11 protein-coding genes and 1 tRNA gene are annotated in these 12,464 nt (G+C 60.8%); 2 read left to right on the top strand and 10 right to left on the bottom strand.

Going from position 1 to position 12,464, the window contains the following annotated elements:
* Positions 1-93: 93 nt before the first annotated feature.
* Positions 94-579, top strand: a complete 486-nt coding sequence (locus AX284_RS03370; protein ID WP_017640895.1) for a hypothetical protein — start codon at positions 94-96, stop codon at positions 577-579.
* A gap of 10 nt (positions 580-589) precedes the next feature.
* On the opposite strand, the gene sugE is transcribed toward AX284_RS03370, so the two are convergent.
* The 10 genes from sugE to AX284_RS03315 all read right to left on the bottom strand — a co-directional run bounded on the left by sugE (position 590) and on the right by AX284_RS03315 (position 10,516).
* Positions 590-907, bottom strand: coding sequence for a quaternary ammonium compound efflux SMR transporter SugE (gene sugE / locus AX284_RS03365; RefSeq protein WP_017640894.1), 318 nt, complete (start codon positions 905-907; stop codon positions 590-592).
* Positions 908-1,074: 167 nt separating this feature from the next.
* Positions 1,075-1,470, bottom strand: a complete 396-nt coding sequence (locus AX284_RS03360; protein WP_068383576.1) for a hypothetical protein — start codon at positions 1,468-1,470, stop codon at positions 1,075-1,077.
* A 138-nt stretch (positions 1,471-1,608) separates the two neighbouring features.
* Entirely contained in the window at positions 1,609-1,839 is a 231-nt protein-coding gene (locus AX284_RS03355) for a hypothetical protein (RefSeq protein WP_068383572.1), read from the bottom strand.
* Between the two features lie 288 nt (positions 1,840-2,127).
* Positions 2,128-3,063, bottom strand: coding sequence for a restriction endonuclease (locus AX284_RS03350; RefSeq protein ID WP_068383570.1), 936 nt, complete (start codon positions 3,061-3,063; stop codon positions 2,128-2,130).
* Between the two features lie 25 nt (positions 3,064-3,088).
* On the bottom strand, positions 3,089-4,390 hold the full coding sequence (locus AX284_RS11825; RefSeq protein WP_153015309.1) for a restriction endonuclease subunit S: 1,302 nt from the start codon (positions 4,388-4,390) through the stop codon (positions 3,089-3,091).
* Positions 4,387-5,925, bottom strand: coding sequence for a class I SAM-dependent DNA methyltransferase (locus AX284_RS03335; RefSeq protein WP_068383564.1), 1,539 nt, complete (start codon positions 5,923-5,925; stop codon positions 4,387-4,389). Before AX284_RS03335 ends, AX284_RS11825 begins: the two co-directional genes overlap by 4 nt.
* 70 nt (positions 5,926-5,995) lie before the next feature.
* Entirely contained in the window at positions 5,996-6,205 is a 210-nt protein-coding gene (locus AX284_RS03330) for a Fic family protein (protein WP_068383562.1), read from the bottom strand.
* 83 nt (positions 6,206-6,288) lie between these two features.
* Positions 6,289-6,615, bottom strand: coding sequence for an AlbA family DNA-binding domain-containing protein (locus tag AX284_RS03325; protein ID WP_068383560.1), 327 nt, complete (start codon positions 6,613-6,615; stop codon positions 6,289-6,291).
* Between the two features lie 103 nt (positions 6,616-6,718).
* The gene (hsdR, locus tag AX284_RS03320; RefSeq protein WP_068383559.1) at positions 6,719-10,183 is read right to left on the bottom strand and encodes a type I restriction-modification system endonuclease; all 3,465 of its coding nucleotides are present in this window, start codon (positions 10,181-10,183) and stop codon (positions 6,719-6,721) included.
* A 256-nt stretch (positions 10,184-10,439) separates the two neighbouring features.
* Positions 10,440-10,516, bottom strand: a tRNA-Arg gene (locus AX284_RS03315).
* Between the two features lie 342 nt (positions 10,517-10,858).
* Here AX284_RS03315 and gabD point away from each other — a divergent pair.
* A complete protein-coding gene (gabD, locus tag AX284_RS03310) occupies positions 10,859-12,307 on the top strand; it encodes an NADP-dependent succinate-semialdehyde dehydrogenase (RefSeq protein ID WP_068383558.1) in 1,449 nt (482 codons plus the stop codon).
* Positions 12,308-12,464: the final 157 nt, after the last annotated feature.

The following is a 12,464-nucleotide window of genomic DNA, read 5'->3' as shown; positions in this document are numbered from 1 at the left end:
ACCCCACGCCGGGAAGCTTTACGTGACGGCCGAGGTCTACCGCAGGCATCCGCTGTCGTTACCATCACTACCTCTCTTCGAGACTGATCGATCATGTCCAAACCGCTCTGGCGCGCCTTGTTCAGACCCCGCCCGCTGCTGGCGTTCGCCGCCGCCCTGTTGCTGGCCACCGCCTGGGGCAGCCTGGTGCAGACCCAGTACAACCTGGCCGCGCTGCAGGGCTTGGGACAGTCGATAGACGCCGCCACCCGTTGGCAGACGTCGCTACAGGATCTGCTGGGCTTCGGACCCATCTACGCCGCCATCGTGCTCGCCGCTTGGTTACCAGCCTTTGCCGCCGCCTTTTGGCTCGGCCGTCGCATGGGTGACTATCTAGCCTGCGTGGTGCCGCTAGCCACCAGTGTCAGCCTGATCGCCGCCATTCGCCTGATCGACGCCTTCGCCCCCATGCCGGTGCTCATCTACGCCACCCGTACCCTGGATGGCCTGCTGGCAATGGCCGTGGGCGGCCTGGTGGGAGGCTTGCTGTTCATCTGGCTGGCCCGACCAAAAGCCGACCGAGCAGGGGACCTGCGCTAGGGGCAAGCGCTCAGGACGACGTCAGCTTCATCAGCACCAGGCCGCTGACGATCAGCGCCGCGGCCAGGATGCGCAGCGGACTCGCCGCCTCGCCCAACAGCAGGATGCCGACCATGAAGGCGCCTACTGCGCCGATGCCGGTCCAGATGGTATAGGCGGTACCCAGTGGCAGGCTGCGCATGGAGATCGACAAAAGCGCCACGCTCGCTACCATGGCGACCCCGGTGATGATCGTCGGCGTGAGGCGGGTGAAGCCCGCGGATTGCTTCATGTAGAACGCCCAGACCACCTCGAGCAGTCCTGCACAAACCAGATAGAACCAAGCCAAAGACGGCCTCCTGTGAAACCGGGCCGTCCCGGAGCGCTGCCCACCGATCGCCGGGGTCGTCCCCTGGGCTGGAAGAGAAGGGCGGCAAAGGTCCTTACCGCTTGATCGGCCCCGCTATCCTAGCCGTTCGAGCGGCGGTCTTTCGACCCGTCCTGGCTAGGCAGAGATCACTGCGCCGTACGTGGCTGGCAGATCTGCGCGGCGATCTCGTCGAATTCCCGATCGAAACTGGCCCGCTCAGCCGCGCTGAGAAAGCCTTGCTGCTGTACGAAGGCATCGGTCTGGCTGCGCACTGCGGCGATGCGCTCGCTGAAGGCTGTCGCCTGCTCCTGACTGATCCGCCGCGCCTTGCGCGCCGTGCTCACATCCGCCAGCAGCACATTGGCCCGCATCGAGACATGCGCCTGCCGCGGATCCGTGATCGATCCGCCCAGTTCTCCCGGCACGGCGCGTTGCTCGGCCAGATTGCAGCTCGGCAGGCCGAGATCGTCGTGCCGCGCCTGCTGACCGGTGCAGGCACCGAGGGCCAGGGGAAGCAGCAACAGGGGAATCAGAGCTTTCATGCGGGTCTCCTCGGGAGTGCCGTGGTGGAAACCTTGAGAGCCAGTGGCAGCGGCTTCGTTCACGAAAGAGCTCTGGAAAGGGACTTTGAAAAGCCACTTAGGGAGAAACGCTGACGCGTGCCACTCGTGGATCCGGTCCTATTGGGCGATCTGGTTGCGCCTCTCCAGCCCGGCCAGCTGCAGACGGGCGCCGTCCGCTACCGGGCCTCTGTTGGCGGCACTGGTTTCCAGTAGCGATTCGTGCAGACAGTGAGCCGCGGCCGCTAGCCCTGGCCGGATGGCGTGGCCGGCCTGGGCCAGGGCGGTGTCTTCGGTCAGCAGCGAAGCGGCGAGGAAGAGGGTGACCGAGCTGGTCAGGAGGTATTTCATGAGGCGTCCTTGCGAAGTGATTACCAGGGTATCGGCATCCGGCCGGCTGGTTGGAGCGGGTCTAGAGGTCAGAGCTTAGATCAGGATCGCCAGGGGGGTAGTGATAATGGTCAGATAAATCACGCCGGTAATCCGAGGGTATTCTCGATGGCAACTTGCCGGGTACCTATCAGCTCGGAGCCCATAAGCTCTCGAGAGGAAGAGCCTTTACCGATTTAGGAAAGCCGCCTCGATTCCTCTGCGTCTCAACAAGGCACGCAGTCGCCAGCCGATCTCGTAATGATCGAATCAGCCCAGTGACTCGTCGAAGTAATCGCTATCGAGCCTGGGTACCTTGTAGAGCTGCGAGCTGACGCCGACTTCGTGATCGAGCATCAGCTCGACCAGGCGTTTGCCATCGACCAGCACCAGGCCTTCGACCGAACGTGCGAAGTCCACGGCCTGAGCGGTGTAGCCCGAGGTGGTGATAAAGACACCGCGCTTGGCCTTCTGCCCGGCCAAGGCGCCATAGAAGGCCTGCAGATCAGGGCGGCCGACCGTGCCCTGCCAGCGCTTGGCCTGCACATAGACCTTTTCCAAACCGAGGGCGTCCAGCGAAATGACTCCGTCGATGCCGCCATCGCCACTACCGCCCACTTGCTGCAGCGCCTGGCGGTTCGCGCCGTAGCCCAGGCTATGCAGCACATCGAGCACGATATGTTCGAAGCGCGTCGGGCTCGCCTGCAGCAGGCTGTCCAGCAGATCGCCCGCCACGCTGGTACGCAGTTCGAGGATGGCCTGGTTCAGGCGCTCCTGGGGACTGCTGGTGGCAAGGTCGGCCTGAACGAGAGGAGTGGGCGCATCGTTGCCCTCATCTAGCGAGGCGGCATCTGGTGCCGGCTTGAGCTGCACACTGATGAAATTCAACGCCAGATGCTCGACCTGCTCCTGGCTCAATGGCGCCGGGTTGGCCTGGGCGAAGGCGCGACCGGAATCAGTAAGTTGCCAATAGCCGCGCTTGGCACTGCTGGAATAGCCGGCACGCTTGAGCCTATCGTGCGCCCACCCCGAGCGGTTCTTGTAGGTGGGCTGGCCACTGGCGATGGTCTCCTGCCGTTGCGCTTCACTGAGGCCCAAGGCCTGGGCAGCCGCTTCGTGGGCCTCACCCGCCGTGGCGCCTTCTGGGTGGGCGGCGAGAAAACGCAGGATGGGTTCGATGAACTGGTCGTAGGTCGGCACGGACATGGTTCGTTTGCTTCCTGAAAAAGATTTAGCTCAGCTTGGCAGCCTGTCGACCACGCCTGGCCTTGGGCGCGGCGGCGCGTTGGGCCTTGATGCGTTCCAACAGCACGCTGGCCGGTTCGTCATTCGGGTCCTGGGGCACCAGTTCGCCGCGGAAGGCTTTGGCGAGGATGCTCTGGGTCAGACGATCAATGCGCACCTGGGCGGCTTTGACACGGGCTTCGAGTTGGTCGGCGAAGGTGAAGAGTTGTTCGACGCGGCGGACGATTTCGGTTTGTTCTTTATATGAGGGTAGTACAAATTTTAGGTCTCGAATGTTAGATAGATTGAGCCCCGGTTTGCCACCGCCATAGGCGAGCGCTATCAACTCACCGCGGCCCGAGCAAATATCTTTTAAGTAAAGTTCTAGAAATGGAGCGTTTTCAGGGCGCTGAAGCCTAACCAAGGCAACGTGTTGGCTGACATAGGCCTCTAGAAGCTTTCGTTTGATTCTTGCAACTTTTCCAACATTTGCACCAGTGATTGTAATAAGTATGTCTTGAGGTCGAACCCTGGTTCGTTTCCCTTCGCTTGATTCGGGCAGCTTTACAAATGCGGCATCAATTATATTTAGTTCGTCGGTATTGATGTCTTGAGAGCGGATGAACAGTGCCCCGCTAGGCGAATAATAATCAGCCCATCCACGAGAGCCACTAGTAACTAGCTCGCAAAGGTCAGCGAGTTTGACGCTTTGCCAATTAGCGTTAGTATCGCTCATGCCGGAAGTTACTCGCCACTCCTCCGTCAACCGCCCAGAAACGGCAGCGGCGAGAACGGACTGCCGGAAGCGATTGAGCAACGCGGGAATGCTATCGATACGGGCTTTCAGGATGTTGACCTGAACCAGCAGTTCGTCGAGTTTGGCAGCAATTCTGATTTGCTCGGCAAGAGGCGGGACCAGATACTTTGCTTCTTTCACAGCTTTGAAATGTCTTGCATATCCTTTACTTTCAATCTTAAGGTTGCGCAGAAAGAAATAACAAAAACGGGCATCCATTTCAGGAGACGGTTTGAGGACTTGTACGCCGTCTGCGCCAGGGATAAATGGGAAGTCTATCCACTTAATCTCACGTGTGTGATCGCCGAAAATTATCAATGGCTTGTCGTCAGCCACCACCATGTTGGCGTCGTCCAAGTAGCCAGAGATGAACGATCGTCCTTGATCCACTATGGGGAATTTACCTTCAGGTAGGGCAATGGCTGTTTTTACTTTCTTTCCTGAGGTTGAAACTTGAGTGAATATTTCCTCGAAGCCAGCGGGTAACCAATGTTTAGGGGTGCCATTAGTCATGCCTTTTCCTCGGCAGAAAGTCCCATGACCTCTGCTAGTAGCTGTTTTTGTGCTACGACCTCATCCCCCGCACCCAACGCCTTCATCAGCTCTTCCAGTTCATGCAGCGCCTCGGTCAGTTCGGCCATGGCCTCACCGGCCAGCACTTCCGGGGCGGGTAGGTCGGCGGCGTCCAGGCTGCTTTCATCCTTCAGCCAACTGATATCCAGCGAATCACCCCGCTCGCGGATCTGCTCGCGGGTGAAGCAACGGAAGCGGCTAGCCTCGCCGATGCCCTCGACGTTCTCGGCGCGCGGGCTGTGGCCATTGGGATCCTCGCCATAGGCATCTTCGAACGGCTTGAGGTGCGTAGGGCTGAAGGGGGTGCGCTTGCCGAAGCTGGGCATATTGCTGCGCAGGTCGTAGATCCAGACGCGTTGGGTGCAGCGCTCTTCCTGACGTGGGTTGTCGGCAGTGCCCTTCTGGAAGAACAGCACATTGGTCTTCACGCCTTGGGCGTAGAAGATGCCGGTGGGCAGGCGCAGGATGGTGTGCAGGTTGCACTTGTCCATCAGGTCACGGCGCACCTCGGTGCCGACGCCGGCCTCGAACAGTACGTTATCCGGCAGTACCACGGCGGCACGGCCGCCCGGCTTGAGACCGCGGTAGATATGCTGGAGAAAGGCCAGTTGCTTGTTGCTGGTGCGATAGGTGAGGTCATCACGGGTTGGGCCGCCGCCGCCCTTGGCGGTGCCGAAGGGCGGGTTGGAGAGGATCACATCCACCTTGGGCAGGCTGGCACCGACCTGACCGAGGGCATTGCCCAGGTGCACCACACCTTCCGCATCGCCTTCCATGCCATGCAGCAGGGTGTTCATGAGGGCCAGGCGGCGGGTGCCGGGTACCAGTTCGACGCCGACATAGGCCTGAGTGCGCTGGAAACGGCGCGCCCTGTCGTCGAGGTCGTAGAGGTCGTCGGTGTGCTGCTTGATATAGGCATCGGCGGCGATGAGAAAGCCCGCGGTGCCGGCGGCGGGGTCTTGGATGGTCTCGCCCGGTTGCGGCTTGAGGCAACGGATGATGCTGTCGATCAGCGGGCGCGGGGTGAAGTACTGGCCGGCGCCGGATTTGGTCTCGCTGGCGTTCTTTTCCAGCAGGCCTTCATAGAGATCGCCAAGGCCGTCTTCGCGGGCGCTGAACCAGTCGATGCCGTCGAGGCTCTTGATCAACTGCTCGAGATGGCGCGGCTCCTTGAGGCGGGTCTGGGCATCGGCATAGATGGCGGCGATCAGCGGATCCGAGTTTTTGCCCAGGTCCAGCAGCAACTGCCGGTAGTGGTCGAGCAGGTTGAGGCCGGATTTACCGGACAGATCGGGCCAGCGCGCGCCTTCAGGCAGCTTGTGGCCGAAGTTTTCGTCGTTCTGTACCTGCTCGTACTCCATCTTGATGAACAGCAGCAGCACTAGCTCGGTGACGTAGTCGCTGTAGTTGATGCCGTCATCACGCAGGACGTCGCAGAGATTCCAGAGTTTCTGGACGATATCGGATTGGGTCATGTGGGGTACCTATTTCTAAAAGTAGGCAAGGCGCCGGTGTTTGCTGGCGCCTCGTCGTGTTTATCTGAGTTCAGTCGCCCTGGCCGCTAAGCTCGCTTTTCAGCCCGCGGCCGGCAGTGGTTAGGCGATAGCGTTGCTTGCTGCTGTTGGGCTTGTCTGGCAGGGTCATTTCGATCAGCCCCGGTGCCAGCAGGGGGGCCAGTACCTGCTCACGGAATTTGCTACGGTTGCTGCGCCCGACAAAGCTCATCAACTCGGAAGTGGCGTGATCGTCGAACATCCTGTGCAGCAGCGTGACTTGTTCAGGTTGCACAGGTGGTCGCGCGTCTGCAGCGGGGTAGTCTGCCGGCGACCCGGTCCCTACTAGGTCCCTACCTGGTCCCGACTTGGTCCCGGCTTGGTCCCGGCTTGGTCCCCACCTGGGCCCGAAAGAGTCCCTCTTTCCACGGGACGCTTGATCACCACCCGGAACTGGTTGCTCTGCCGGTCATCATGCAGCTCGATTTCTGGCCAGGCATCGATCGCCCGCGGGATGCCGGTACCCAGGCCGCGACATAGATAGCCACCGGCCGTATTAGAGAACGCCGCCAATTCGGCCGCCAGGGTATCGATATGGCTGAAGTCACGCTTGAACTGGTGACGGCTATCCTCACCCCGGGCAAGGATCTGCTTGAGTTCGGCAAGGGTCATGACGCGTCTCTGGATAGCTCAGCCGATAAGGCCTGTGGCAGGAGGAGGGCGTATTGTCCGTCATGGCTGAGCGCTCTGGCCAATCCACCGTTCGGGACCTGTCTCATCCCGTCTGTACCCACAGATTGTCATTCAGGGCGTCCAGTACCACGCTTAGGTTGCCACCGAGCAGCTTGTCCAGCCGTGTGCTGCCGCCGTCGTTCCTGAAGGCCTGGCCAATTTGCTTTTCATCGATGACGACCTCGTGCACCAGCTGCTTGGCGAGACGATCCAGCCATTTGCGCTGCACGGGTGTCCAGGGCTGCAGGGCGTAGATCGCTTCCATGGCTTTGGCCACGCGCTGCTCGAAGGGCAGTAGCGCCTCCCCGAGGGCGGCTTGACGAATGAAACCGACGATACTGGCCGCGATTTCCTGATTGGTCTGGTTGCGCCAGGCGCTCTGCAGATTTGCCTCGCTGTAGTTGTTCGCGTCGAGCAGCAGCCGCACTTCACGCAACTGCTCACGGGTCAGATCTTGCGGGCGGCTGACTACCACACCGAGGGCCACTGATTGATTCAGCTGGTTCTTGATGAAGTCGTTGAAGCTTTCCAGGTAGTCAGCGGGCTTCTGATAGGCACCATAGTTCTGCTCACGAACCATGAGCGTATCTGAGTGCGTAGAGATGACCGGATAGTGGTCTGATCCGAGCAGCGCCTGGACCGTGGCAAGCTGATCGAGCAATTGAGCGTGCTTACGGACGAACTGTGCGGCCTGTTGCGGACCCATCTCATGCAAATGCTGATGCAGTTTGTCCGGGGCAACGCCCCAGACGTTTTCCAGTTCGGCCAGCTTGTTTTTGAGGGCTGGCTTGGTCTCTGCCTTGTGGCTGGCCTTGCGCAGGATGCGCATGACCTTCTGGCTGAGCTGGTCCAGCACGTCGTGAGCATGGCTGGTCTCTGGCTGGCTGCCTGGGGCGTCGAGGCTGGCCGGGTTGGTCAGCTCGCTCACCAGTTGGTCCAGGGTGATGTTCGGGTCTTTCACCAGCGGCTTCATGGTGTCGACGGGTTCGAGGGCGGCGTACAGGTCGACCGGATCGTAGATCTTGAATACCGTCTTGCCGATTTCATCGCAGCGGCGCGTGGCGCGGCCCTTCATCTGCTCGTAGAGGATGCGCGAACGCACCCGGCGCATGAACACCAGATGGCAGATGCGCGGTACGTCGATACCTGTGGTCAGGAGGTCGACCGTGATGGCGATGCTCGGGTAGCGCTCGTTCTTGTATTGGCGAATGAGCTGTTCGACCTTGTCGCTCTGTCCGGTGATGATCTGGACAGCGGCCTGGTTGTACTCCTCGCCGTGGACGTCTTTGAGCGCCTCGTCGAGCAGATTTTTGACCCGCTCGGCATGGGCCTGATTGACGCAAAAGATCATCGCCTTCTCATCGCCGGAAGGGTCGAGCTCCTGGGCCAGTTGCTCGCAGATGACCTGGTCGAAGCCAGGCGTGATCACCCGGCGGTTGAAGGACTCGATCTCGAAGTCGAGTTCATCCTCGAGTTCGGCGACATCCACCTCGCCGGTGCTCGTATCGATAATGCTGACACTCTCGCCCTTGGCGAAGTGAATGCCATTTTGGCTGAGTTCGGTCTGGTAGCGAATCGGCGGCTCGTGATCGATCAGCCAGTCGTCAGCCACGGCTTCGCGATAGCTGTAGGTGAAAATCGGTGGCCCGAAAACTTCGCTGGTGTGCTTGGCCGGTGTCGCCGTGAGGCCGATACGGCAAGCGTCGAAATAGTCGAGCACGCGGCGGTACTGCGATAGGTACTGGCTGACATCGCGTATTGCCAACTCGCCTTCGGTCATCTCTTGATCGAGGGTGTAACCGCGGTGGGCCTCGTCGACGATAATGCAGTCGTAGGCATCAATGGGCGGCGGAGTGTCTGACTGGAAGATGCGCCTGACCATCGCCTGTACGGTGGCGACCTGAACGCGTGTTTCGGCTTCGGCGGCCATGTCGCCCAGTTCCTTGACGTCATAGATCTGCGCCAGGGTGTGGTTCTGTTCCAGGGTCGCTTCGTTGAAGGCCTCGATGGCTTGTTGGCCCAGGGCGCTGCGGTCGACCAGAAAGAGAATGCGACGGAAGCGCTCCGCTTTCAGCAGGCGATACATCAAGCCAATGATCGTACGGGTCTTGCCGGTCCCGGTGGCCATGGCCAGCAGACATTGGCGACGTCCGTCAGCGAGGGCCTCTTCAACGGCCTTGATCGCGTTTTCCTGGTAATTACGCAGCTTCAGATAGGCAAAGCCTTCTTGCTGCAGCTTTGCTTCCGCCTCGTCACGGCTGCGTTTGAGCAGGTCGAGCAGACCGCCCGGTGTGTGGAAGTCCTGTAGCGACCGGCGCAGATTGGCTGGGCTGCGCAGATCGCGGAACCAGATGCCGGACAATTCAGCGAGCTGTTTGATATAGGGACGGCCATTGCAGGCGAAGGCAAACGGGACTTTGAAGTGGCCACCCTGGCCATCCGCCCAGCCAGCGCCTTGTCCAGCCGATTGCAGATCATCGGTAATGATCAGCTGGCGCGAATAGCGCTCGGCCTGGGTGATGCGGTTGGCGATATTAACGCGCTTGCGTTTGGCCTCGACGATGGCAACCGGGGTGAGGCCGGCAAACAGTACATAATCGGCGTCTTCGTTCGGCTTGCAGGTAGGCCATTCGGCAATCGCCTTGTTCTTGCCCTTTTCGGGACGAGCACCTTTGCCGTAGGTGAGATCGAGCGAATCAGCTTCCCAGCCTGCGTCGTTCAGCTGTTGATCAATAAGAATGCGGGTGAGGTCTTCGTTGAGGTCGAATTGGCTGGTTGCCTGCTGAGTTTTGCGTGTGACCTGCTGGACCGCTTGCGGTTGATCTTCCAGTTGTTGCTGCAGCGTCTTGAGTCGCGCCTCGAAATCGGCACGTGCCTTGGCCAATTCTTCCTCTCGCTCTTGAGCAAGCTGCTCGTAAACAAGCGCATCCTCATTCATCTTCTCGGCGAGACTGGCTTGCTTTTCCTTTTCCAGCTTCAAGAGGCCGGCTAACTGATCGTGGTCTTCCAACTGTTGACGACTGTCGCCCAGTTCGGCGCGAAGCCTCTCGATCTGCGCCTGCAAATCACGCAGCGGTTCACTTGGATCAGCGGGCGTGATGAAAGGCCCTGGCTTGAAGGAGCTGCCGCCGGCACCGAATGACTGGTGATACCAGATCGCCAAGGCGCGAGCGACCCTCAGCCCATCTAGCGCGTCGCGATGCTGGGTGCGGAATCCGTGAGTAGCCTTGTTGCCTTCCACGCGTAGCGTGTGGAAGAGATTGCGGATGTTGCCATCGAGCTGGATGTCACGGCTCAGGCGATACAGCAGGTCGGCTTGCGAGAGGGTGGTGACGAGCTCGATACCCGCTCTCACCGCAAGGTCCTGAGCCAGGGCTTCGCCCAACTGCCGCAGTTTGATAAGCGTCGTATTGGGATCGCTGGCGAATACTCGCTCAGCCGCATTGGCGAGTTGGAAGAAGACCGGGTCGTGTTCTTTGAAAAAGGCGAAGTTACTGCTCTCGGCCATGTTCCATCCCTTGAGTTTCTACTGGCAATGCGGAAGTAGCGGTATTGCAGGGGAATGATGCCAGACACAACGGAGGGATGTATTTGACTAGCCGCCGCTCAACCTTTGAACGCCAACTAGCTTAGTACTAGATAAGCGAAAGCTGACCTGCGCTTCGATAGGCGGAGGACAGGTTCGGACGTAGACCTATTCCAGAAACAGCAAAGCCCGCGCGATGGCGGGCTTTGCTGAGGTTCACGCGACGGTGAACGTAAGATGGCGCACTCGGCGGGATTCGAACCCACGACCCCTGCCTTCGGAGGGCAGTACTCTATCCAGCTGAGCTACGAGTGCAACGATTCGGTGACGCTGAATCGGTCGCCATCATACTCACCTTGCCCTCAACCGTCCATGCCCGGAAGCACGATGTTGTTGATTTTGAACGACTGTTTCGCGGGGCGTGGCAAGGGCTGCATAAACGAGGAGGAGGGCCGCGCGAAAACCGCTCCGGCGCTCTTGCGCGGGGGTTCAATATTCTCCTAGGATGCGTTCAATATTTCGAACGCCCATAGCGGTTCGGACGTTGCTCGAGCGGGCGCTGAACGGTGGCGATGCCAGCGTTTCCAGGCCTGATCCTATCGCAGGCGCAGGGGTGTCATGCCCTTGCTTCCGGCCCTTTCAGCCAAGGAGACCGTAATGCAGCTCAAAGACGCTTCCCTGTTTCGCCAGCAAGCCTATGTCGACGGCGCCTGGATCGACGCCGACAGCGGTGCCACCGTCCAGGTGGACAACCCGGCCACCGGCGAGACCCTGGGCACCATCCCCAAGCTTGGTCGCGCCGAGACCAAGCGTGCCATCGACGCTGCCAACCGCGCCCTGCCGGCTTGGCGTGCGCTGACCGCCAAGGAGCGCTCGGCCAAGCTGCGGCGCTGGTACGAGCTGATGATCGAGAACCAGGACGACCTGGGCCGGCTGATGACCCTGGAGCAGGGCAAGCCGCTGGCCGAGGCCAAGGGCGAGATCGTCTACGCCGCCTCCTTCATCGAGTGGTTCGCCGAAGAAGCCAAGCGCATCTATGGCGACACCATTCCCGGCCATCAGGCCGACAAGCGCATTCTGGTGATCAAGCAGCCCATCGGCGTCACCGCCGCCATCACGCCGTGGAATTTCCCCACCGCGATGATCACCCGCAAGGCCGGTCCGGCCCTGGCCGCCGGTTGCACCATGGTGATCAAGCCCGCCAGCCAGACCCCCTATTCGGCGCTGGCGCTGGTCGAACTGGCCGAGCGCGCCGGCATTCCCAAGGGTGTGTTGAGCGTGGTCACCGGCTCCGCCGCCGAGATCGGCGCCGAGCTGACCGAAAGCCCCATCGTGCGCAAGATCTCCTTTACCGGCTCCACCGAGATCGGCGCCAAGCTGATGGAGCAGAGCGCGCCCACCATCAAGAAGCTGTCGCTGGAGCTGGGCGGCAACGCGCCCTTCATCGTTTTCGACGACGCCGACCTGGACAAGGCCGTGGAAGGCGCCATCGCCTCCAAGTACCGTAACGCCGGCCAGACCTGTGTCTGCGTCAACCGTCTCTATATCCAGGACGGTGTCTACGAGGCCTTCGCCGAGAAATTCAAGGCCGCGGTGGCCAAACTCAAGGTCGGCAACGGCCTGGAAGAGGGCGTCACCATCGGCCCGCTGATCGACGCCAAGGCCGCGGCCAAGGTCAAGGAACACATCGACGACGCCGTGAGCCAGGGCGCCAAGGTCATCGCCGGTGGCAAGGCCCACGCCAACGGGGGCAGCTACTTCGAGCCGACCATCCTCGCCGACGTGCCCAAGAGCGCCAAGGTGTCCAAGGAAGAGACCTTCGGCCCGTTGGCGCCGCTGTTCCGCTTCAAGGACGAGACCGAGGTCATCGAGCTGGCCAACGACACCGAGTTCGGCCTGGCCTCCTACTTCTATGCCCGCGACCTGTCCCGCGTATTCCGCGTGGCCGAGGCGCTGGAGTACGGCATGGTCGGCATCAACACCGGCCTGATCTCCAATGAGGTGGCGCCCTTCGGTGGCGTCAAGGCCTCGGGCCTGGGCCGCGAGGGCTCCAAGTACGGCATCGAGGAATACCTGGAGATCAAGTACCTCTGCCTGGGCGTTTGATACCGCTGCTAGCTGGATCTGTTGGGCTTCGCGGAGCTCAACCCAACCTACGGTCGAGGTAGGTTGGGTTGAGACGGCTTCACCGTCGAAGCCCAACAGCCCCCTCAGCCTGAACCAAAGCTTTTCCCGGCGCGGACGCCGGGCCGTTGGCAGTCGA

Source organism: Pseudomonas sp. HUK17, assembly GCF_001566765.1.
Note: the sequence above shows the minus strand (reverse complement) of the source record. Positions and strands in the feature narration are given on the sequence as shown.